Raw genomic sequence first — 21,327 nt, forward strand, 5'->3', positions numbered from 1 at the left:
GCGCCGGGGCGGGTCGTATCTGCTGTACTGGCCGGGTGAGCGGGTCGTCGTGGCTGCTGCGGCTGGCGCCCTCGGCGGCGCCGCCGGAGCCGGTGTGCTCCCCCGAGACCCTGGCCGCGGCGCGCGGGCCGCTGGGGCCGGGGCCGGTCGGCTGGGCCGTCGAGGTCGCCCGGGACATGGCGGCGCACATCGTGCGGCACGTGCCGGAGCACGGCGGGCCCGGCGCGTATCCGCCGTTCCACCGGGCGGTGGAGGCGACGGTGCTGCAGGCGCTGCGCGGGCTGCTCACCGAACCGGAGCCGAAGGGCTCGCTGGTGGTGCCCGAGGCGATGGCGAGCAACGCCGAACTGGCCCGCCGCAACGTTCCGTTGGAGCGGGTGCTGCGCGGGGTGCGGCTCGGGCACGCCTATCTGCACGGGCGGCTGATGGAGGCGCTCGACAAGGAACCGGACGACGTCCGGATCCAGGAGAGCCACCGGGTCAGCGAGCTGCTGTTCGTCTACGCCGACGTGCAGGCCAGCCGGCTCGCCGAGGAGTACGTCGCCGAGCGGGACCGGTGGCGGCGCGGCCGGGAGGCGGCCCGCCGCCGGATCGTGGACGACCTGCTGGCCGGGCGGCTGGTCGGCGGGGCGGTCGCGGCCCGCACGCTCGGCTACGAAATGGCCCGCCACCACGTGGCGTTCATCGTCACCTCCGGTGCGCCCGACACATCCGTGGAGGAACTGCGGCTGCTGGCCGGTGAGTTGAGCCGGGCGGCCGGGGCGGAGAGCCTGCTGAGCGTGGCGGCGGGCAGCGCGGAGCTGTGGGCGTGGGCGTGCTGGCCGGCCGAGCCGCCGCGCGACGCGCTCGCCCGCCTGCCGAGGCTGGTCCCCGAACGCCGGCCACTCCTGGCCGCTCTGGGGCCGGTGGGGTACGGCGCGGAGGGCTTCCGGCGCAGCCACCGCGGCGCCCGCGAGGCACAGCGCGTGGCCCGCTTCGGCCACACGGGCTGGCTGTGCGACTACGCCGACGTGAGCACGGCGGCCCTGCTCACCGCCGATGTGGAGCATGCCCGGTGGTTCGCCGCGCGGGTGCTCGGGGGGCTGGGCGCCGATGATCCGCGGGTGCGGGAACTGCGGGAGACGCTGCGGGTGTATCTGGCGGAGGGCCGCAGCCCGCAGGGGGCTGCGGAGCGGCTGTTCGTGGCGCGGAACACGGTGACGTACCGGGTGCGGCGGGCGGTGCGGCTGTTGGGGCGGCCGCTGGAGCAGGACGCGCTGGAGCTGCGGATGGCGCTGGAGATCGTGCGGCTGCTGGGGCCGGGGCAGTGAGCGATGTGGCTGGTCGCGCCCACGCGGCGGAGCCGCATATCGATACAGCCCCGCGTCCCTTCAGGGCGTTGCATGAAGCCCGTGTCCCAAATATCTGCCGGAGTTTGGGCGGTCGGACCAACGCCCGCGGCGCCCAACGGTCGTTGACTGCTTGACGAGGTCGAACTTCCGGGGCCCGGCAGGGCAACGGGAGAACAACAGCACCCGACTTCGCATCCGCACCGCGTACCCGCAGCCCCGTACGCCCCCTCAGCCTCCCCCGGGATCCGCCATGCCCACCTTCCCCGCACCCACCCGCCGCACCCTCCTGCGCACCGCCGCCGTCGCGTCCGGCATCACCGCGGCCGCCGCGCTCCCCCTGCGCCCCGCCCCCGCGGTCGCCGTACCGCACAAGGGCACCCAGCTCGTGCTGCTCGGCACCAGCGGCGGCCCCGTCCCCATGCACGGGCGGGCCGGTATCTCTTCCGCGCTGGTCGTCGACGGGCGGGCCTATCTCGTGGACTGCGGGCCGGGCACGTTCGGCCGGTACGCGGAGGCCTGGCTGACGGCCGAGCAGCTCACCGCCATGTTCGTCACGCATCTGCACTCCGACCATCTGTCGGACCTGTACCCGCTGCTGTGGCTGCGGTTCGGCGGGTTCCAGCCGCTGGGCGGGCCGGTGCACATCTACGGCCCCGGTTCCGCCGGGACACTCCCCGCCGTCCATCCCGCCGGGCGCCGGGTCCGGACCGTCAGCCCGGCCGATCCCACCCCGGGCACCAAGGACCTGATCACCGCCCAGATCGCCGCGACCGCCTACGACATCAACGTCCGGATGCGCAGCGAGGGCTGGCCCGACATCCGGGAGCTGATCGTGCCGCACGACATCCGGTTCCGCCCGCCCAGGGGCGCCGGGCCCCGGAAGCTGATGGCGCCGCCGATGGAGCCGTTCGAGGTGATGCGGGACGAGCGGGTGCGGGTCACGGCGGTGCTGGTGGAGCACCCGCCGGTCTACCCGTCCTTCGCCTACCGCTTCGACACCGCCGACGGGTCGGTCGTGTTCAGCGGCGACACCGCGCCCTGCGCGAACGTGGCCCGGCTGGCGCGCGGCGCGGACATCCTCGTGCACGAGGTGGTGGACCTGGACACCCTCGCCCTGGGCGGGCTGAAACCGGCCCAGCAGCGGCACATGGAGATCAGCCACACCGACGCCACCCGGGTCGGCCCGCTCGCCGAACGCGCCGGTGTGCCCACGCTGGTCCTGAGCCACCTCGTGCCCGGCGCCACCAACATCGTCCCGGACACCACCTGGCACGCCAAGGCGAGCCGGGGCTACTCCGGGCGCGTGGTCGTCGGCCGTGACCTCACCCGCCTGCCGGTCGGCGCCGCCGCCCGCCCGGACTGAGCGCCGCCCCGGCCGATCTCGCCGCGCAGCCGCCGGGCGCGCAGCACCAGTTCCAGTTCGAAGCGCCGGTCGGGGTCGTCGATCTCGTCGCCCCACAGCTCCCGTATCTGCCGCAACCGGTACCGGACGGTCTGAGGATGCACCCCGAGCCGCGCCGCCACCTCCGGCGCCCCGCCCCGCGTCTCGAGCCAGGCCAGCAGCGTCTCCGCGAGCCGCCGCGCGTGGGCGGGCCCGCAGTGCGCGAGCGGGGCGAGGCAGCGCAGCGCCAGGTCGTCGAGGAGTTCCTCGGGCTGGAGCAGCACCAGCGCCTCGGTGTGCTCGGTGCAGAACAGCACCTCCCCGGCGGGCAGCAGCCGCCGCTCCATCAGGCGTACGGCGGCCTCGGCCCAGCGCAGCGACTTCGCGGCGTCGGCCAGCGGCACCGGCGGCCCGATCGCGCCCGCCCAGCCGCCGAGCGCCCGTTGCAGCAGCTCGACGCGCCCGGCGGCGTCCGGCTCGGGCACGACCATACGGGGCTGCTCGTACTCCAGGTCGAGCAGCACGCCCTGTCCGACCGCGGGCGCGACCGCCTCCCGCGCCGGGCGCAGCAGCACCCCGACGGCGACCTTCTCGGGCAGCGGCCAGCCGATCCGGGCGGCGCGTTCGGCGAGGGCGTCGGCGGGGTCGCCGCGGTGACGTTCGGTGAGCAGCAGCTCCATGAGGCGGCGCTGCAGGCGCAGGCGTTCCCCGGCCTGGCGGGCGGCGGCCTCGGCGTATCCGCGCACGGACTGGTCGACCAGGCCGTCGAGGTACTCGTAGCCCGCGTCGACCAGCTCGTACATCGCGGGCGGCGGGATCTGAACGCGCTGGCCGATGTCGGCGAAACGGCGCCAGGCCAGCCGTACCCCCATCCGGTAGATCGCCTGGAGGGAGTCGAGGGTGCGGCCGTTGTAGCCCTCGCCGCGGCCGAAGTCCTGGAAGACGCCGGGCGGCACGGTGGGGCGGCCCGTCGAGTAGTCGGCGTGCTCCAGGTGCTGCACGAACACCTCGATGGCCCGCCGGATGCCGACCAGCGCCATCGGCTCGCCGTTCTCGTCCAGCACGAGCGGCAGGTGCGGGTACTCGCGGCGGATCTCGCGCAGGATCTCCTCGGCCAGCGCGGGTGCCTCGGCCATGGCGATCGCCGCGAACCGGCGCACCTGGAGCCGGGGCACCTCGTGCCAGGCGGAACGGGACGCGCCGGCCGTGCCGGTGGGGGCGGCCGGGGCGGCCTGGGTGACGGTTGCCGGGCGGGCGGTCACCGGTCAGCTCCCCTGACCTGCTTGTTCGTAGGTGATCAGCGGACTGTTGGGTTGCTCGGGGGTGGCTTCGAGCAGCGCGACGACGCCGAGCGCGGCGGCCACGGCGAGGGCGGCCGCGACCACGACGGTCACGGTGGCGGCGATCAGTCTGGACATGCGGGGTCAGCCTCTCTGGTCCGGAGTCCGGAGGTCGTCCCACCCCGGCGCGCCCGCCCCTGCCCGTCGGCCCAGTCTCGGCGCGTGTTCGAGTGCCGTCAAGGGCCGGTATCGGACCGACGCTCACGTTGTGACGTGACGTCAGGTACAACAAGCGCCGAAATTGTCATGCCGGTGAGTAGCCGCGACGAACGCCTGGGCGAAAACTGTCCACCCCACCCCGAGCACAGCCTGTCCACAGCCCCGGCTCAACAGGTACCCCCCTTCCCCACATCGAGTACCGCACCCCGAGACGAGTTGGAGCACCCATGCCCCAGCACGTGCCGCCCCCGCTGCGCGCCGCGCTCCCCCGGCCGCAGCAGCACCACTCGGCGCTTCCCCCAATCCCGCGCCGCATCGTTTTCCTCGCCCACCGGGACCTCGGCAACCCGGCCGCGGGCGGCTCCGAGCTGCTCGTCGACCGGCTGGCCGAGGGCCTGACCCGCCTCGGCCACCAGGTCACCCTCCTGTGCGGCGGCCCCGCGGCCTTCCGTGAGTACCGGGTCGTCTCGGCGGGCGGCCCCTACGGCCACTATCTGCGCGCCCGCTCGGCCTTCGCCCGCCAGGTCGGCGACTGCGACCTGCTGGTCGAGGTGTGCAACGGCATGCCCTACCTCGCCCCCCTGTGGCATCGCGGCCCCACCCTGTGCCTGGTCAACCACGTCCACTCCGACCTGTGGCGGATGCGCTTCGGCGGCCCGCTGGCGCCCGCCGCCCGGATCGGCCGAAGACTCGAACACTGGGCGCTGACCGGGGTGCAGTCCCGCGGTCTGCTGGTCGCCGTCTCTCCCTCCACCGCCCATGCGCTGCGCGCGCTCGGCGTGGAACGCGAACGCATCCGGGTCGTCCACAACGGCGTCGAGGAACCCGGCCCGCGCGCCGACCGCTCGCCCGAGCCGCTGTTCGTGGCGGTCGGCCGACTCGTCGAGTACAAGCGCATCGACCTGCTGCTGCGGCTGTGGGAGCGGGTCCGCCCGGTCACCGGTGGCCGACTGGTGATCGTGGGCGACGGGCCGGAACGGGAGCGGCTCGCTGCGCTGGCCGGGCCGGGGGTCGAGTTCACCGGGCATGTTTCCGAGGCCGAGAAGCACCGGTTGCTGTGTGCGGCGTGGCTGCTGCTGCATCCGTCGGCGGTGGAGGGCTGGGGGCTGGTCGTGACGGAGGCGGCGGCGCGGGAGACGCCGACGGTCGGGTTCGACGTGCCGGGGCTCAGGGACTCCGTGGTCGACGGTGAGACCGGTTTGCTGGCCGCGGGTGAGTCCTCCTTCGCGGCGGCCTGGTGCACGCTTGCGCTGTCGCCGCATCGCCGTGAGCTGATGGGGAAGGCGGCGCGGGATCGGGCGGCGCGGTATCGGTGGGACCGGACGGTGCGTCAGTTCCGGGCGGTGGCCGCGGAGGCCCTGCGGGGCTGGGTGCGATGACGCCTATTCGCCGTGCGCCTACGGCCGTCCGGCGACTGCGGGTCGTTCGTGGCTGGTCACGCAGTTCCCCGCGTCCCTTCTCGGCGTCACCTCACCGGGGTTTCAAGGATCCGTCTTTCCGTCGCTCCCTTGCCCTCTTCCGCGCCTTCCGGCACGAGCAGGACGACCCCGACGCCTGCTACTCCCTCCTCGCCCGTGATGCCGTCGATCAGGTCGAGGCGTACGACGGGTCGGTTGCCGGACGGGTCGTCGTGGACGTCGGTGGGGGCAGTGGGCACTTCACCGAGGAGTTTCGGAGGCGGGGTGCGCACGCCTACCTGTTCGAGCCCGACGTGCGCGAGCTCGGCGAGAAGCCGCCCGACGGGGCGGTGATCGCCGACGGCTATCTGCTGCCGCTGTCCGACGGGGTCGCCGACGTCACCTTCTCCTCCAACGTCCTGGAGCACGTGGCCGACCCGCAGACCTTCCTCAGCGAGTTGGCGCGCGTGACCCGGCCCGGCGGGCTGATCTACGTGTCGTTCACCAACTGGCTGTCGCCGTGGGGCGGGCACGAGTGGGCCCCGTGGCACTACTTCGGCGCCGAGCGGGCCCGCGCCCGCTACCGGCGCCGTACCGGAAAGCCCGCCAAGCACACCCTCGGCGAGAACCTCTTCGCCGTGCACATCGGTCCCACCCTGCGGCAGGTCCGCGCCCGCGACGACGTCACGCTCGTCACGGCGCGCTCCCGCTACTGGCCCTTCCTCCCGGAGGCCGTCGTCAAGGCACCCGGCATCCGTGAGGTGGCCACCTGGAATCTCCTCCTCATCCTCCGGCGGTGTCCCCCATGACGACCACGGTCCAGGCCCCTCCCCCGGCAGCCGTCCCCACCACCGCGACCACCGCGGGCCCCCCGGAGGGCCCGCGGTCGCGGCGCTGGCTGCTGGGGTTCTGGGCCGTGGTCCTCGTGCTGTTCCTCGCGGTGCGGCCGGGCCGGCAGACCTTCGACACCAAGCTCGGGGTGACCGTCGACCCCGGCCAGTTCCTCGCCGATCTCGGCCAGCTGTGGCACGACCGGGGCGGCTTCGGCGGCATCCAGGACCAGTACGTCGGCTATCTGTGGCCGATGCTTCCCTTCCACTGGCTGTGCCGGGCGGTCGACCTGCCGGTGTGGCTGGCGGAGCGCCTGTGGATGTCTCTCGTGGTGTCCGTCGCCTTCTGGGGCGCGCTGCGGCTGGCGGAGCGGCTGCGGATCGGCAGTGGCGCGTCCCGGCTGCTCGCGGCGGTGGCGTACGCGCTGTGGCCGGTGTTCACGATCGTCGTCGGCTCGACGTCGGCCGCCGCGCTGCCCGGCGCCTTCCTGCCGTGGGTGCTGCTGCCGCTGACCGACGAGCGGTACAGCGCCCGCGTGGCCGCGCTGCGGTCGGCGCTGGTCATCCCCTTCATGGGCGGGGTGAACGCGGCCTCGACGCTGGCGTCCCTGCTGCCGGTGGGCCTGTATCTGCTGTCCCGCCCGCCGGGTCCACGGCAGCGGAAGCTGATCGCCTGGTGGGTGCCCGGCATGATCGTGGCGACCGCCTGGTGGTGGATTCCACTGCTGTTGCTGGGCGTGTACGGGGAGAACTTCCTTCCGTACATCGAGAGTTCCGCCACGACCACGGCCACCATGTCGGCCACGGAGGCACTGCGCGGCGCCGGGAACTGGGTGGCGTATCTGCACTTCGGTGAGGCGTGGCTGCCGGCCGGGTGGACCGTGGCCTCCTCGGTGATCGTGATCCTCTGCTCGGCGTTCGCCGCGGGACTGGGGCTGGCCGGGCTGGCGCGGCGGGACATGCCGGAGCGGCGCTGGCTGGTGCTGACCGTGCTCGTGACCGGGCTGGTCCTGCTCGCGGGGTACGGCGGCGCGTTCGGGGCGCCCTTCCACGACACCGTGCAGGACTGGCTGAACGGCTGGCTGGCGCCCTTCCGGAACATCTACAAGTTCCAGACGGGCCTGGCGCTGGCCCTGGTCCTGGGCCTCGCCCACCTGGTCGCCGTGGCGGCGGAACCGCGCGGGGCCCGGCGGGTACGCGGACGCCGGTTCGCCCCGCTGGTCGCGGCGGTGCTGGTGCTGCCGGGGCTGGTGTGGCCGTACCTCAACGGGTCGATCCTCAACCCGGGGTCCTTCCAGGAGCTCCCCAGGTACTGGCAGGCCACCGCCGACTGGCTGGAGAAGTACTCCCCCGACTCGCGGGCCCTCGTCGTCCCGGCGACCGCGCACGGCATCTACACCTGGGGCTCCCCCATCGACCAGCCCCTCGACGTGCTCGCCGAGTCCCGCTGGGCGCAGCGCGACTACGTCCCGTTCGGCACGCCCGGCAACCGCCGCGCGATGGACGCCGTGGAGCAGGCCCTGCTGACCGGCGGCGAAGTCCCGGGCCTGGCCGACTACCTGAGCCGTGCGGGCATCCACTACGTCGTCGTACGCAACGATCTCGACCCCGACCAGATCGGTGCCGTCCCGACCACGATCGTCAAGCGCACGCTGGAGCAGTCCGGCTACCAGCGGGTGACCGGGCTCGGCCCGGTCATGACGGGCGGGCGGATCGCGGACGACACCCCGCTCCAGGTCGAGGGCCTCTACCCACGGCAGCGGGCGGTGGAGATCTACCAGCCCCCGGGGGAGGGGGTGCCGCGGCCGGGACAGGCGGGGTTGTACCCGATCGCCGACACGGCCGTCGTCTCCGGCGGCCCCGAGTCCCTGCTGCCGCTCGCCTCCGACCTGCGCGGCCGGGCGACCGTGCTGGCCGGTGACCACCACCCCGGCCTCGGCTCCCCGCCGCTGCAGGTGACCGGCGACGGGCTGCGCCGCGCGGACACGCGGTTCGGGCTGGTCAACGCCAACACCTCGTACACGTACACCAAGGACGAGCGGAACGCGCCCGACGCCCACCAAAACGCCGGTGAGCCACCGCACCAGATCCTGCCGGTGACCGGCCTCGACCACCAGACGGTGGCCGAGCTGCGCGGGGCGCGGTCGGTGACGGCGTCCTCGTACGGCAGCTGGCTCTTCCATCTGCCGCAGTACGACCCGGTCAACGCCTTCGACGGCAACCCGGACACCGCGTGGACGGAAGGGTCGGACGGGTCGCCGAACGGGCAGTGGCTGCGGATCGAGTTCGCGGGCTCGGGCTCGGGCTCGGGCTCGGACGAGTACGACATGCCGTCGTCGTTCGAGGTGACGCCGCTGCCGCAGGAGAGCGTGCGGGCGGCTCCGACACGGGTGCGGGTGGAGACCGAGCGAGGGTCGGTGACCAGCTTCCTCCAGCCGAACGGGATGACGCAGAGCGTCAGGGCCCCGGCGGGCGCGACGCGTTGGATGAAACTGACGATCGTCGACTCGGTGGCCCGCAAGGCCGGGCTGACCGGGGCGGGCTTCGCCGAGATCCGGCTGCCGGACGTGCAGGTGACGCGCCTGCTGCGGCTGCCGACGGACGTCTCGTCGGCGGCCTCGGAGATCGTCTCCCTGCACCGCCCGGCCGACCCCACCGGCATCTCCCCCACCGGCACCGAGGCGGGCCTGCACCGGCGCTTCACGACGACCGGGGCGGGGACGTACGAGGTGAAGGCGAGCGCGGTGCCGGTGCCGGGCGAGGAACTGGACCGGCTGCTCTACGAGATCGCGCCCGACCAGCGCAGCCGCATCACCGCCACCGCCGACTCCACGGCCCGGCTCGGCGCGGGGCTGTCCGCGCGCAACCTCACCGACGGCGACCTGACCACGGCGTGGATCGCGGGCGACCAACCCACGATCCATCTGCGCTGGCAGGGCAAGCAGCCGGTGAGCGAGCTGGTGCTGGCGGCGGCGGGCGGCCTGTCCACCCGCCCCACCGAGGTGCGCATCAGCTCCCCCGACGGGGCGGCGAGCGCCGGAGTGGACGAGAACGGCTGGGTGCGGTTCCCGGCGATCACGACGGACCGCCTGGACATCACGGTCACCGAGACGGCCCCGCTCACCCTCTACAACCCGGTCGTCGACGAGGACCTGCACCTGCCGGTGGGCCTCACCGAGGCCTACCTCCCGGCCCTCGACAGCTACCGCACCCCGCAGCCCCGTCCCGACCGGGAGTTCTCGCTGCCGTGCGGTCGGGGGCCGGTGCTGGCGGTGGACGGGGAGCTGTACCGGACCAGCGTCAAGGGCACGGTACGGGACCTCACGGAACGCCGGCCGGTGGAGGTGTCGCTGTGCCCGTCGGACGGTGTGGAACTGTCCGAGGGCGCGCACCGGGTCGAGGCGGGCGACGCCGGTCCGCTGGTCCTGACGGACGTGACCCTGACGCGCGGCACCGTGACCGAGCCGGTGTCCACCGGCCGTGACCTGCGGATACGCGACTGGCTCGGCGACCGCCGCGAGGTGACGGTCGGCTCGGGCGCGGCCTCGTACCTGACGACGTACGAGAACTTCAACGACGGCTGGGAAGCCACGCTGAACGGCGAGGAGCTGACCCCGGTCCGGCTGGACGGCTGGCAGCAGGGCTGGCGGATCCCGGCCGGGGCGGGCGGCACGGTCAAGCTGTCGTACGAGCCGTCGACGACGTACGAGGCCGGGCTGGTCGGCACCGGGGTGGGGCTGGCCGGGCTGGTCGGCCTGGTGCTGTGGCGGCGGCGCGCACCCAATCCCGACGCGCCGCAGCCGGTGCCCCCGACGCCGGGCCTGTGGCTGGGCACGGTGGCGCTGACGCTGGTCGGCGCGGTGATCGCCGGGTGGTTCGCGCTGCTGGTGCCGGTGCTGGCCGTGCTGGCGTACCGGCGGCACGCGCTGCTGGTGCCGGTCGCGTTCGTGGCGCTCGCGGGAGCCGGTGTGGTGGCGGCGACGGGGGCGGGTGAGCCGGCCGGGGACGGCGGCGGCGCCTTCTCGCACGCGGCCCAACTGCTCGCGCTGATCGGCCTGTTCGCGGCGCTGGTGAGCGTGCGGGAACGGCGCGGTGGAGACACCACGGCGGTCCTGCCGCCGGTGGCGGACCCGACGCAGCCCCTGCCGCGCCGCAGGAGGGCCGTGCAGGACCCGTTCCCGCGCGCGGAGGCCGGGCCACCGGTCTCGGCGCGCGGTCCCGGCAGCCCGGAACTCAAAGGGGGAGACGGCATCCGATGACCGCACTGGACAACGCGACGCCCCGCCCGGCGGTGCGGATCCCGTTCCCGGTCGTGGACGAGGTGGCCCGCCACTGCCTCCAGGACGAGGAACCGGAGACGGTCCACATCGAGGTCCACCTCCCGGGCCCCCTGGACCCACCGCGCCTTCGCAAGGCTTTCACGGAGGCGTTGCGGCGCCATCCCCGCATCCTGATGCGCGAGGCTCCGGGCCCGTGGTACCGCCGCCGCTACGAGTGGGAGCTGACGGAGGAACCGGATGTGGAGGTGGTGGGCTTTCCGGCGCCGGGCAGGGATGCGCTGGAGGACGCCAGGACGAGGGCCCTGACCCAGGCCCCGCCGCTGTCACTGTCCCCGCCGGTCCGGTTGGAGGCGGTGAGCGTCCCCAACGGCACTGTCCTCTTCCTGACCATCAACCACACCGCCCTCGACGGCCCGGCCTGCCTGCGCGTCCTGGCCACCGCGGCGGAGCTGTACGGCGGCCGCGACAACTCGCCCGCGGCCCCACCCACCCGTGCGGCCGAAGCCGTACCGCCCGCCGAGGCCACCCCCTCCCACTGGACCCCACCCGCCCGCGTGGCCCCCGGCACCCCCGACCCCTCCCCCGGCAACGGCATGCTCGTCACCGACCTCCCCCTCCCCCACCGCCCCAAAGGCGCCCCCTACACGGTCAACGACCAGCTCATGGTCACCACCGCCCTCACCCTCGCCCACTGGAACCGCGAACACGGCGCCCGTCCCCGCCCGCTCCGCATCACCATGCCCGTGGACGACCGGCCCCGCGACACGACGATGCCGATGGGCAACGGCACCCGTCTGGTGGAAGTCCCCTTCTCACCGGCCGAGTTGACCACGCAGGACATGCCCGCCCTGCTGCGCCGCACGGCCCGCCGCACCCGCGCCCTGAAGTCCCTCCCCCGCCCCCAACTGGGCCACGGCGCCGCCCTCCTGACCGCCCCCGTCGTCCCCGTCCGCTGGCGTGCCGCCCTCACCCGCACCCTCCGCCGGGCCGCCGCCCCGTGGACCTCCACGACGCTCCTCAGCAACATCGGCCGCATCCCGTATCCCCTGGACTTCGGCGAGGAGGCGGGCCGCGCGCACGCGGTGTGGTTCTCGGCCCCCGCCCGCATGCCCCGCGGCCTCACGGTCACGACCGCCTCCACTGCGGGCCGCCTCCACCTGGCCCTGCGCTGGTCCCGCACCCTCCTCGGCCCCGGCGACGGCGCCCACCTACGGGACCTGTTCGAGCACTACCTGCACACGACGGAGGTCCCCCGATGACCACCACCGCACCCCCAAGGGGCCTCCGCGACTTCTACGAGAACCCGGCCGTCCCGGTCGCCTCCGGCACCCCCCGCAGCCTCCGCCAGGCGCGCATGCTCGCCACCGCCCTCGGCGCGAGCACCGCACCGGGCCTCATCCTCGACATCGGCTGCGGCGACGGCACCGCCGCCGCCACCGCCGCCCCGCTCCTCCCCGGCCACCGCATCATCGGCGTCGACTGGTCCCAGGACGCCCTCACCCGCGCCCGCCCCCGCCTCGCATGCGCGATCCGCGGCGAACTCACCGACGGCGGCCTGCCGTTCCGTACCGCCGCCGCCGACGCCGTCCTGTTCAGCGAGGTGATCGAGCACCTGACCGACCCGGACGCGGCCCTCGACGAGATCCGCCGCGTGCTGCGCCCGGGCGGCCACCTGATGCTCTCCACCCCCAACCTCGCCGCCTGGTACAACCGGGCCCTCCTCCTGGCCGGCGTCCAGCCAGTCTTCTCCGAGGTGAGCCTGCGCGCCATCCACGGGCGTCCGGGCCGGGAGGTCGTAGGACATCTGCGGCTGTACACGGCCCGCGCGCTGCGGGAGTTCGTCGCGGCGGCGGGCTTCGAGGTCGTACGACTGGAAGGGGCCCCCTTCCACGGCGTACCGCGTCCGCTGCGCGCCCTGGACCGGCTCGCCTGCGCCCGACCACCCCTCGCCTCGATCCTGCTGCTGCACGCGCGAAGGACCTAGGCCGTGTGGTGGGGAGTGGCCGCGGCCCTGCTCGCGAACGTCCTGTACAGCAGCGGCTTCGTGCTGGAGAAACGGGCGCTGGCCGCGCTGCCCGAGGTCACCGTCCGCCGCCCGGGCCGCCTGCTGCGCCTGGTGCTCGGCAGCCCGCTGTGGATCGGCGGCTCGCTCGCCCTCGCGGCCGGTTTCGCCGCCCAGCTCATCGTCTACCGCACCCTGCCGATCGCGGCCGCGCAGGGCATCTTCGTCTCCGGACTCGTGCTGCTCGTCCTGCTCTCCGCGCGGCTGCTGGGCGAGGAGACCAGCGGACGGGAGCGGTACGCGCTCGCCGCGATCCTCGCCGCGCTGCTGATGGTCGTCCTCTCCCTGGACGAGGGCACGGACACCGTCAGCCGCGGCGCCCCCTATCCGCTGGTGCTGCTGCTGTGCGTGCCGTCGCTCGCGTGCGGCGTCTGGCTGTACCGCGCCGCCGAGCGCCGCGCCCTGCGCCGGCACCGGATGCCGACGACGGGCGTGGAGTACGGGGTGGCGGTGGGCCTGCTCTACGGGGTCAGCTCGCTCGCCATCAAGGGCCTCTCCGGCTACTGGTCGGCCAGTGACATCGGCGGCGCGCTGCTCGCCGTACTGCGCTCCCCGTACCCGTACCTGCTGCTCTTCACCGGCGCGTTCGGCCTGGTCATGTCGCAGGCGGCGCTGCAACGCTGCCGGGCCTCGCTGATCGTGCCGGTGTGTACGACGGTGACCTGCCTGTACACGGCGGTGCTCGGCACGCTGTCGTTCGGCGAGGCGCTGCCGGACGATCCGCTGCGGCTCGCCCTGCGGCTGGCGGGCACGGCGCTCGCGGTCACCGTGCTGCTGACCATGCCGAAGCACGACACCGCTCCCCAGGCCCCCGCCTCCCCCAAGGAGTTGACCCCACCATGAGTTCCTCCCCGAGCACCTCCACGGGTATCGACGACCAACTGCTGAAGATCCTGGCGTGCCCCCTCGACAAGGGCCCGCTGCACCTGCTGCCGCCGGACGAGCCCGGGACGTCGGCCCAGGTGCTGTACAACCCGCGCCTGCGCCGCCGCTACCCGATCGTCGACGGCATCCCGCAACTGCTGCCGTCGTCCGGCGAACAGGTCTCCGAGGACGAGCACGAGGACTTCCTCAAACGAATGGGCCCATGACGATGGGCGTGCGCATGGGCCCTTGACCGGACCGCCCATGGCGCACGGTCCAAAACAGGACGGCGCAAGACGCTCGACCAAAGACGGACGGCACATGACGCACGGTCCATGACGAGCGGCGCAAGACGGACGGCCCAAGACGGACGGCCCAGACGCACAGCCCAGACGCATAGCCCGAGGCGCACGGCCCAAAGACGGTCCAAGACGCTCGACCCAAGACGCACAGCCCGAGACGCACAGCCCGAAGACGGACGGCCCGAGACGGACGGTCCAAGACGCACGGCCCAAAGACGGACGGCCTCGGACCCGAGGCCTCGGAACCGGAAACGGAAGGCCCCATGACCACGCTCGCCGCCCGCCTCGCCCCCTTCCTCCCGGCCCGTCTCGTCGCGGCGGCCGCCCGCGCGGTCTACCCCCGCTTCGAACCGGAGCTGGCGAGGATCGCCGAGCTGTGCCCGCCCGGCTGCGGTACGGCGGTGGACATCGGCGGCTGGTACGGGCCCTGGACCCGCCGCCTGTCCCGCCACGCCCGCCAGGTGGTGACCATCGAACCGGTCCCGCACCTGGCCCACCTGCTCTCCGCCACCGCGCCGCCCAACGTCCGGGTGATCCAGGCCGCCGCCGCGGACCGCCCCGGACGGGCGCGCCTCTGGCTGCCGCCCGACGGCACCGGCAACCGGGGCGTGTCGTCCCTCGTCCGGAGGGACATCCACGCCCACGCGGTGGACGTCCGCTGCGTCGCGCTGGACGATCTGAGCCTGCGGGACGTCGGTTTCATCAAGATCGACGTGGACGGCAGCGAGCTGGCGGTCCTGCGCGGCGGGACGGCTCTGCTGACCCGCGACCGCCCGGCTCTGTTCGTCGAACTGGAGTCCCGTATCCAACCCATCTCGCCCGTCCTGACGTATTTGGCGATGCTCGGATATGACGGCTGGGTGCTCCCCGGTGACCGCTGGATCCCCCTTGCCGACTTCCCCCTGGAGGCCCATCAGGCAGCCACTTCGCACGTCGCGTCACACGGACTGCTCAGGCGGGTGCTCCCATTACACGACCGGACCCGATACGTCAACTCCGTGCTGTTCCTTCCGGACGGACGGCGCCCGGGAAGGGGCCGAATGGGCGACGATGGTTCGCATGCCGTCCTCCGCAGAGAACCCCACTAGCCCCTTCAGCCCTGTCGAGTTCCAGGTGGTCCTGCTGCGCCGCATGGCCGACCACAATCCCGACCTGGTCGAGGACGCCCGCCGCGAACTGGGCGTCTCCATCACGCGGATGCAGGAGGTGAACCGGCGCTGGCAGATGCTGCTCCGCTCACCGCGCGTCCGCGCCGCCCAGAGCCGGCACCGGGCGATCCTCGGCGCACCCGAGTGGACGACCTCCCGCCGTATCGGCGAGCTGGACTGCGAGGCCTGGCAGTGGCCGGTCGTCCTCTGGCCCGACCTGCGTTTCGAGGTGCTGCTCGCCCCGGGCGGAACGGTCTGGAACGAGTGGCTGGTCCGCGCGCCGGACGCCAAGCCCGCCGAGCTGCACACGGTCGAGGACCTCTACCCCTGGTCCTGCACGGTCGACGACGCCGCCCGCGCCTTCGCCCCCGCCCGCCCCCTGGAGGGCACGGCCCCCAGCCGCTGGGGCCTCTCCTTCACCGCTCCCGACGCCGACGGCCAACGCCACGAGGTGATGGCGGAGTTCACGTGGGGCCTGCTGCAACGCACGATGATCGGCGGCCACCGGATCCTGTGACCCCGGAGGGTGCGGGGGTGCCGGAGTGACGGGCGTACCGGCGTACCGAAGAGCGGCCGACACGCCCCACCGACCGCACCCCGCCCGGCCCCACCGCTCCGCCCCGGCCCCACCGACCGCCATGTCCACTCCGCCCCGACCGCCCGGCGCACCCCGGCCGGGGGCCCACCGAGCGCTACGCCGGTCCCGAACCACCGCCCGCCACGCGGGCCTGATCCACCGACCGGCACGCCGGTCCAGAGACCACCGACCAGCACGCCTGCCCCGCCACCACTTGTCACGCACACGCCCCGGGCCCTCCGACCGGAACGCCGGACCCGAAACCACCGACCAGCACACCTGCACCAGGCCACGCTTGCATGCCCCGCCCCGGACGCACCGACCGGCACCCCCGCCCCGAAACCACCGACCAGCACGCTGCCCCAGATCCACCGCTTGCACGCACCGCCCCGACCCGCCAACCAGCACGCCCACCTGAACCCACCGACCAGCACGCCTGCCCCAGAGCCACCGCTGGCCCGCCCGCCCCGGACGCACCGACCGGACCACCGAGCAGCACACCCGCCCCAATCCACCGTCGGCACGCCCACCCGACCACCCGAACCACACCCACCCGATCACCCCCGCGCAGCCGCCAGCACCGCCTCCACAACCCGCGGCACAGAAGCACTGTGCAACGACAGAAACAGATTCGGCTCGACCAGCTCCAGCTCCATCACCCGCGGCTCCCCGCCCTCCCCGTCGACCAGATCGACGCGCGCGTACAGCAGCTCGGGAGCCCCGGGCACGGCGGCCAACGCGCGCTCGGCGACGGCCAGTTCCGCGTCCGTCGGCTGCCAGACCTCCAGCCCCGGGTGGGCGACCTTGCGCTCGTCGTACGCCGTCCCCCGCGCCAGCACGGCCCCCTTACGGCTGGCGTGCAGCAACCGGCCGCCGAAGAACTGCAACGCCCGCTCCCCGCCCACGTCGATGCCCGTGACATACGGCTGCACCATCGCGGTGAAACCCTCGGCGTGCATCCGCTCAAGGTGCCGTACGGCGATGTCGTGCTGGTCGGGCGTGTACCGAGCGGCGAACCGCGCGCCCGCGCCCGAGGTCGGCTTGACGACGTACTCCCGGTCACCGGGCAGCTCGACCGCCTCGCCCGGCGCGACATACCGGGTCGGCACCACCGGCACCCCGGCCGCCGCCAACTCGCCCAGATACCGCTTGTCGACGTTCCACCGCACCACGTCCGCCGGATTGGCCAGCCGCGTGGCCTTCCCGCAGGCCTCCACCCATTCCACGAACTCGGCCGCCCGCCAGCTGTAGTCCCAGGTCGACCGAATCAGGACGAGGTCGAAGCCACCCCAGTCGACCCCGCCCCGATCCCACTCCACGGCGACCGCGTCGGCCCGGGCCTCCCTCAACGCCTCGACCAGCACCGGAAGATCCCGGTCAACACTGACCTCGGCCCCGGGACGACAGGTGACGAGGGCTATACGGGCCACGGCTCTCTCCATCCTCTTCGGTGAAGCCCCAGTATCGGTGAACGGAACCGGAGCCCGCGCTCCCCGCTCCGGGGCCCGCACCGGCACCATGGCAACAGGTGACGACGACCAAGGAGTACGACACGTGTCCTCTCTCTTCCCGGCCCTGACCGGCCACGCGGGCGACCGACCCGCGCTGCGCTTCGGTGACCGGGCCATGACCTACACGGAACTCGCCGCCGCCGCGGGCTCCGTGGCCGACCGGATCCGCGCGGCCGACCGGATCGCCGTCTGGGCGACCCCGACCCTGGAGACCGCCGTCGCCACCGTCGGCGCCCTCGCCGCCGGAGTGGCCGCCGTACCGCTCAACCCGAAGTCGGGCGAGAAGGAACTCGGGCACATCCTCGCCGACAGCGCCCCGGACGCCGTACTCACCGCCCCCGGCGCCGAACTCCCCGCCCCGCTCGCCGGTTTGCCGCGCATCGACGTCGACGTCCACGCGACCGGCCCGGTCCCGACAGACGAAGCGGACCACTCCGACGACGCCGCCCCCGCCCTGATCGTCTACACCTCCGGCACCACCGGCCCGCCCAAGGGCGCCGTCATCCCGCGCCGGGCGATCGCCGCGACCCTCGACGCGCTCGCCGACGCCTGGCAGTGGACCGGCGACGACGTGCTCGTGCACGGGCTGCCGCTGTTCCATGTGCACGGGCTGGTCCTCGGGATCCTCGGCCCGCTCCGGCGCGGCGGATCCGTGCGGCACCTCGGCCGGTTCAGCCCCGAGGGCGTCGCCCGGGAGCTGAGCGCAGGCGCGACCGTGCTGTTCGGCGTCCCGACGATGTACCACCGCATCGCCGAGGCCCTCCCCACCGACCCCGGGCTGGTCAAGGCGCTGGCCGGGGCGCGCCTGCTGGTCTCCGGCTCGGCCGCCCTCCCCGTGCACGACCACGAGCGGATCGCGTCCGCCACCGGCCGCCGGGTCATCGAGCGGTACGGCATGACCGAGACGCTGATGAACACCAGCGTCCGCGCGGACGGCGAGGCCCGCCCCGGCACCGTCGGCGTCCCGCTGCCCGGCGTGGAGCTGCGGCTGGTGGAGGACGACGGGACGCCCATCGAGGCGTACGACGGTGAGAGCGTCGGCGAGATCCAGGTGCGCGGGCCCAATCTGTTCACCGAGTACCTCAACCGGCCGGACGCCACCGCCGCCGCCTTCACCGCCGACGGCTGGTTCCGCACCGGCGACATGGCGGTCCGCGACCCGGACGGCTGTGTCCGGATCGTCGGCCGCAAGGCCACCGACCTGATCAAGAGCGGCGGTTACAAGATCGGCGCCGGTGAGATCGAGAACGCGCTCCTGGAACACCCCGGGGTCCGCGAGGCCGCCGTCACCGGCGAGCCCGACCCCGACCTCGGGGAGCGGATCGTCGCCTGGATCGTGCCGACGGACCCACAATCACCGCCCGGCGTGGACGAGTTGGCCGACCACGTGGCCCGTCGTCTCGCCCCGCACAAGCGGCCGCGGGTCGTCCACCACCTCGACGCCCTCCCCCGCAACGACATGGGGAAGATCATGAAGCGGGCGCTGCATGCCTGAGCGCCCCTCCGCCCGCGCGGCCATCGCCCTCGTCACCGACGACTTCGTCGAAATCCCCTCGCCACCAAGGCAGTCCCAGCCCGGCGGACCCCTCGCCTGGGACGGGTACGACGCCTTGCGCGCCCGCGCCGCCGACCGCACCGGCGAGGACGAGTCCGTCGTCTGCGGCACCGCCCGCGTCGAGGGCACCCCGGCCGTCCTGATCGCCTTCGAGTTCGGCTTCCTCGGCGGCTCGCTCGGCGAACGCACCGGCGACCGGCTTCAGGCGGCGCACACCCACGCCCGCGACCACCGGCTGCCGGTCGTCGCGCTGATCGCCACCGGAGGCAGCCGCATGCAGGAGGGCATGGTCGCGCTGACCCAACTCCAGCGCGTGGCCCGCCAGTCGGCGCTCACCCGGGAGGCCGGGCTGCCCCAGCTCGCCGTGCTGCGCGACCCCACCACGGGCGGCGGCTGGGCCACCCTCGGCGCGGGCGCCGACGTGATCCTCGCGCTGCCCGGCGCCCAGGTCGGCTTCGCGGGCTCCCGGGTCCGCCCGGCGGACGCGGACCCGGCGGCGTACACGGCCGAGGCCCAGGTCGCGGCGGGCGCCGCCGACGCGGTCGTCGGCCCGGAGGAACTGCAGCCGACGCTGGGGCGATGGCTCCGGCTGCTCAGCGCCCCGTCCACCGAACCGGCGCCACCGCCGCGCCCCCTCGGCGCGACCGACCTGCCCGCCTCCGGCTGGGAAGCGGTCCGGCGCGCCCGCTCGCCGCAACGCCCGCGCGCGCAGAGCTACCTGGACGCCTACTTCACCCACCGGGTGGCGATCAGCGGCGACCGGTGCGGCGGCACCGACGACGGGATGCTGTGCGGCTTCGGCGACCATGACGGCCGTACGGTCGCGTACGCCGCCCAGGCCGGGACGGCGACCCGCCCCGCCGGTTACCGCACCGCCGCCCGGCTGATCCGCCTCGCGGACCGGCTGGGCATCCCGGTGCTGACCCTGGTGGACACCCCGGGCGCCGCGAACGACGCGGAGGCGGAGCGGCAGGGCGTGGGGGCGGCGATCGCCGACCTGTTCGGCGCGGTGGCCTCGGCCCGCACGCCGATCACGACGCTGGTGATCGGCGAGGGCGGCTCCGGCGGCGCGCTCGCCCTGGCCGCGCCGGGCAACACCTGGGCCACCCCGGACAGCTACTTCTCCGTGATAGCCCCGGAACTCGCCGCCGCGATACTCAAACGACCGCCAAAGGAGGTGGAGTCGACGGCCGACCAACTCCGGGTCCGACCACAGGACTTGATCGAACTGGGGATAGCGCGATCAAACGAGCGGTTGTTCCCTTCCTGAGGGGCGGAGCAACACGACGCCCGTGTGCCCGAGCCGTGGAGATCGCCCGCAGCCACCTCCGAGCAGGCCGCGTCAAGCCTGACGGGCGCGGCGCACCGCAAGACCACCCATACGGCCGAGCCCCGCCCGGCCCCCTCCAGAAGGCGCCCCCCACCCCACCCCCCGCACGATGCCAAAGAGGCCCGCCGTCCGGCGGCACCTCGGTCCGTTGCCCGGGAGGATCCGCCATGACCGCCAGTCTGGAGCAGCTGCGGCGCTGCCATTTCGCCGTCGACCTGGGGGCGGCGCGGACGCGGGTGTACGTCAGGGGCACGGGGATCGTCGTGGACCAGCCGTCGGTGGCCGCCGTGAACACCCGTACCGGAGCGCTGATCGCGGTCGGTGAGTTCGCCGAGAAGATGACGGGACGCACACCGCACTACATCCGGGTCGTCCGGCCGGTGTCCGGTGGCACGGTGGTCGACATCGAGATGGCCCAGCGGATGCTGCGCCATCTGCTCGGCGACAAGATCCGCCGTGCGCTGCGCCGCAAGCCGCGGCTGCGCGCCGCCGCCTGTACACCGCACGACGCCGATCCCCTCGCCCAGCGCGCGACCATCGAGACCCTCGTCGGTCTGGGCGCCCGGCGGGTCGAGCTGGTCGACACGCTGATCGCCGCCGCCGTCGGCTGCGGGCTGCCGGTGGAGCAGCCCGAGGCGACCATGGTCCTGGTGTGCGGGGCGGCCGCCACACAGGTCGCGGTGCTCTCCCTCGGCTCGATCGTCACCGCCGAGCGGATTCCGGTCGGCGGTGAGGCCGTGGACCACGCGATCGTGCAGCATCTGCGGCACGAGCACGAGCTGATGCTGCCGAGTCAGTCGGTACGGCCACTGCAGCTCGCCCTGTCCGGCAACGGGCTCACCCCGCACGGACCGGCCTCCACGGAGATCCACGGGCGCGATGTCGCCACCGGCCTCGCCCGCAGCGTGCGGGTCGACACCGCCGCCGTGCGCGACGCCATCCAGACGCCGCTGACCGCCGTGCTGGACGGTATCGGCAAGGTGCTGCGGGACTGCCCGCCCGACCTGGTGGCCGACCTCGCCGACCGGGGGATCGTGATGGTGGGGGGCAGCGCCCTGCTCCCCGGGTTCGACCAGATGCTGCGGCAGGCCACCGGCATGCCCGTGCACATCGCCGAACGGCCGGACATGTGCGCCGTACAGGGCCTCGGCACCATGCTGGAGGGCCGGGTCGAGCCACTGCAGCCGCTGACCGCCTGACCGCGCCGACCGGCCCACCGGCGCCCCCGCCACGAGGACCTCCAGCAGCCGCCCCCGCAGC

Annotated in this window: 17 protein-coding genes; 14 read left to right on the top strand and 3 right to left on the bottom strand. The window is 74.0% G+C overall.

Annotation, left to right across the window (positions count from 1 at the left end; translation table 11 throughout):
- The first annotated feature begins 35 nt into the window (after nucleotides 1-35).
- Together KWI83_RS39310 and KWI83_RS32865 are read left to right on the top strand one after the other, a co-directional pair.
- Nucleotides 36-1,310 carry a CdaR family transcriptional regulator gene (locus KWI83_RS39310; protein WP_218518048.1) on the top strand — a complete coding sequence of 425 codons (1,275 nt, stop codon included), beginning with the start codon at nucleotides 36-38 and terminating at the stop codon, nucleotides 1,308-1,310.
- Nucleotides 1,311-1,581: 271 nt separating this feature from the next.
- The gene (locus KWI83_RS32865; RefSeq protein ID WP_218518049.1) at nucleotides 1,582-2,694 is read left to right on the top strand and encodes an MBL fold metallo-hydrolase; all 1,113 of its coding nucleotides are present in this window, start codon (nucleotides 1,582-1,584) and stop codon (nucleotides 2,692-2,694) included.
- Here KWI83_RS32865 and KWI83_RS32870 read toward each other — a convergent pair.
- Nucleotides 2,622-3,974, bottom strand: coding sequence for a PucR family transcriptional regulator (locus KWI83_RS32870; RefSeq protein WP_374106425.1), 1,353 nt, complete (start codon nucleotides 3,972-3,974; stop codon nucleotides 2,622-2,624). The two genes, KWI83_RS32865 and KWI83_RS32870, sit on opposite strands and share 73 nt — an antisense overlap.
- A 3-nt stretch (nucleotides 3,975-3,977) precedes the next feature.
- Nucleotides 3,978-4,130: a hypothetical protein gene (locus KWI83_RS32875; RefSeq protein ID WP_218518050.1), complete on the bottom strand. Its 153-nt coding sequence runs from the start codon at nucleotides 4,128-4,130 to the stop codon at nucleotides 3,978-3,980.
- A gap of 308 nt (nucleotides 4,131-4,438) precedes the next feature.
- Here KWI83_RS32875 and KWI83_RS32880 point away from each other — a divergent pair, with 308 nt between their 5' ends.
- The 9 genes from KWI83_RS32880 (at nucleotide 4,439) to KWI83_RS32920 (ending at nucleotide 15,611) form a co-directional block, all read left to right on the top strand.
- Complete coding sequence (locus KWI83_RS32880) at nucleotides 4,439-5,590, top strand: glycosyltransferase family 4 protein (RefSeq protein WP_218518051.1); 1,152 nt, start codon at nucleotides 4,439-4,441, stop codon at nucleotides 5,588-5,590.
- Nucleotides 5,587-6,417 carry a class I SAM-dependent methyltransferase gene (locus KWI83_RS32885; protein WP_256363127.1) on the top strand — a complete coding sequence of 277 codons (831 nt, stop codon included), beginning with the start codon at nucleotides 5,587-5,589 and terminating at the stop codon, nucleotides 6,415-6,417. Before KWI83_RS32880 ends, KWI83_RS32885 begins: the two co-directional genes overlap by 4 nt.
- On the top strand, nucleotides 6,414-10,697 hold the full coding sequence (locus tag KWI83_RS32890; RefSeq protein ID WP_218518052.1) for an alpha-(1->3)-arabinofuranosyltransferase: 4,284 nt from the start codon (nucleotides 6,414-6,416) through the stop codon (nucleotides 10,695-10,697). Before KWI83_RS32885 ends, KWI83_RS32890 begins: the two co-directional genes overlap by 4 nt.
- Nucleotides 10,694-11,977, top strand: coding sequence for a condensation protein (locus KWI83_RS32895; RefSeq protein WP_218518053.1), 1,284 nt, complete (start codon nucleotides 10,694-10,696; stop codon nucleotides 11,975-11,977). The genes KWI83_RS32890 and KWI83_RS32895 overlap by 4 nt, the downstream gene beginning before the upstream one ends.
- A complete protein-coding gene (locus KWI83_RS32900; protein WP_218518054.1) occupies nucleotides 11,974-12,702 on the top strand; it encodes a class I SAM-dependent methyltransferase in 729 nt (242 codons plus the stop codon). The genes KWI83_RS32895 and KWI83_RS32900 overlap by 4 nt, the downstream gene beginning before the upstream one ends.
- 15 nt (nucleotides 12,703-12,717) lie before the next feature.
- Nucleotides 12,718-13,623, top strand: a complete 906-nt coding sequence (locus KWI83_RS32905; RefSeq protein WP_218518072.1) for a hypothetical protein — start codon at nucleotides 12,718-12,720, stop codon at nucleotides 13,621-13,623.
- Complete coding sequence (locus KWI83_RS32910; protein WP_218518055.1) at nucleotides 13,620-13,871, top strand: Trm112 family protein; 252 nt, start codon at nucleotides 13,620-13,622, stop codon at nucleotides 13,869-13,871. The genes KWI83_RS32905 and KWI83_RS32910 overlap by 4 nt, the downstream gene beginning before the upstream one ends.
- Nucleotides 13,872-14,209: 338 nt before the next feature.
- Nucleotides 14,210-15,034, top strand: a complete 825-nt coding sequence (locus KWI83_RS32915; protein WP_218518056.1) for an FkbM family methyltransferase — start codon at nucleotides 14,210-14,212, stop codon at nucleotides 15,032-15,034.
- Nucleotides 15,006-15,611, top strand: a complete 606-nt coding sequence (locus KWI83_RS32920; RefSeq protein ID WP_374106426.1) for a hypothetical protein — start codon at nucleotides 15,006-15,008, stop codon at nucleotides 15,609-15,611. Before KWI83_RS32915 ends, KWI83_RS32920 begins: the two co-directional genes overlap by 29 nt.
- A gap of 617 nt (nucleotides 15,612-16,228) precedes the next feature.
- Here KWI83_RS32920 and KWI83_RS32925 read toward each other — a convergent pair.
- Complete coding sequence (locus tag KWI83_RS32925) at nucleotides 16,229-17,101, bottom strand: RimK family alpha-L-glutamate ligase (protein ID WP_218518058.1); 873 nt, start codon at nucleotides 17,099-17,101, stop codon at nucleotides 16,229-16,231.
- A gap of 124 nt (nucleotides 17,102-17,225) precedes the next feature.
- Between KWI83_RS32925 and KWI83_RS32930 the strand changes: the two genes are divergently transcribed.
- The 3 genes from KWI83_RS32930 (at nucleotide 17,226) to KWI83_RS32940 (ending at nucleotide 21,266) form a co-directional block, all read left to right on the top strand.
- Nucleotides 17,226-18,677, top strand: coding sequence for an acyl-CoA synthetase (locus KWI83_RS32930; RefSeq protein WP_218518059.1), 1,452 nt, complete (start codon nucleotides 17,226-17,228; stop codon nucleotides 18,675-18,677).
- The gene (locus KWI83_RS32935) at nucleotides 18,670-20,007 is read left to right on the top strand and encodes a carboxyl transferase domain-containing protein (protein ID WP_218518060.1); all 1,338 of its coding nucleotides are present in this window, start codon (nucleotides 18,670-18,672) and stop codon (nucleotides 20,005-20,007) included. The genes KWI83_RS32930 and KWI83_RS32935 overlap by 8 nt, the downstream gene beginning before the upstream one ends.
- Before the next feature lie 227 nt (nucleotides 20,008-20,234).
- Nucleotides 20,235-21,266, top strand: a complete 1,032-nt coding sequence (locus KWI83_RS32940) for a rod shape-determining protein (RefSeq protein WP_218518061.1) — start codon at nucleotides 20,235-20,237, stop codon at nucleotides 21,264-21,266.
- The last annotated feature ends 61 nt before the right edge of the window (nucleotides 21,267-21,327 follow it).

Source organism: Streptomyces sp. TRM70350 (assembly GCF_019219825.1).
In the GTDB taxonomy this organism is placed as follows: Bacteria; Actinomycetota; Actinomycetes; order Streptomycetales; family Streptomycetaceae; genus Streptomyces.

Coding starts and splice junctions, on each gene's coding strand:
- KWI83_RS32865 (WP_218518049.1), top strand. CDS start 1,582: ATGCCCACCTTCCCCGCACCCACCCGCCGCACCCTCCTGCGCACCGCC.
- KWI83_RS32875 (WP_218518050.1), bottom strand. CDS start 4,130: ATGTCCAGACTGATCGCCGCCACCGTGACCGTCGTGGTCGCGGCCGCC.
- KWI83_RS32880 (WP_218518051.1), top strand. CDS start 4,439: ATGCCCCAGCACGTGCCGCCCCCGCTGCGCGCCGCGCTCCCCCGGCCG.
- KWI83_RS32885 (WP_256363127.1), top strand. CDS start 5,587: ATGACGCCTATTCGCCGTGCGCCTACGGCCGTCCGGCGACTGCGGGTC.
- KWI83_RS32890 (WP_218518052.1), top strand. CDS start 6,414: ATGACGACCACGGTCCAGGCCCCTCCCCCGGCAGCCGTCCCCACCACC.
- KWI83_RS32895 (WP_218518053.1), top strand. CDS start 10,694: ATGACCGCACTGGACAACGCGACGCCCCGCCCGGCGGTGCGGATCCCG.
- KWI83_RS32900 (WP_218518054.1), top strand. CDS start 11,974: ATGACCACCACCGCACCCCCAAGGGGCCTCCGCGACTTCTACGAGAAC.
- KWI83_RS32910 (WP_218518055.1), top strand. CDS start 13,620: ATGAGTTCCTCCCCGAGCACCTCCACGGGTATCGACGACCAACTGCTG.
- KWI83_RS32915 (WP_218518056.1), top strand. CDS start 14,210: ATGACCACGCTCGCCGCCCGCCTCGCCCCCTTCCTCCCGGCCCGTCTC.
- KWI83_RS32920 (WP_374106426.1), top strand. CDS start 15,006: ATGCCGTCCTCCGCAGAGAACCCCACTAGCCCCTTCAGCCCTGTCGAG.
- KWI83_RS32935 (WP_218518060.1), top strand. CDS start 18,670: ATGCCTGAGCGCCCCTCCGCCCGCGCGGCCATCGCCCTCGTCACCGAC.
- KWI83_RS32940 (WP_218518061.1), top strand. CDS start 20,235: ATGACCGCCAGTCTGGAGCAGCTGCGGCGCTGCCATTTCGCCGTCGAC.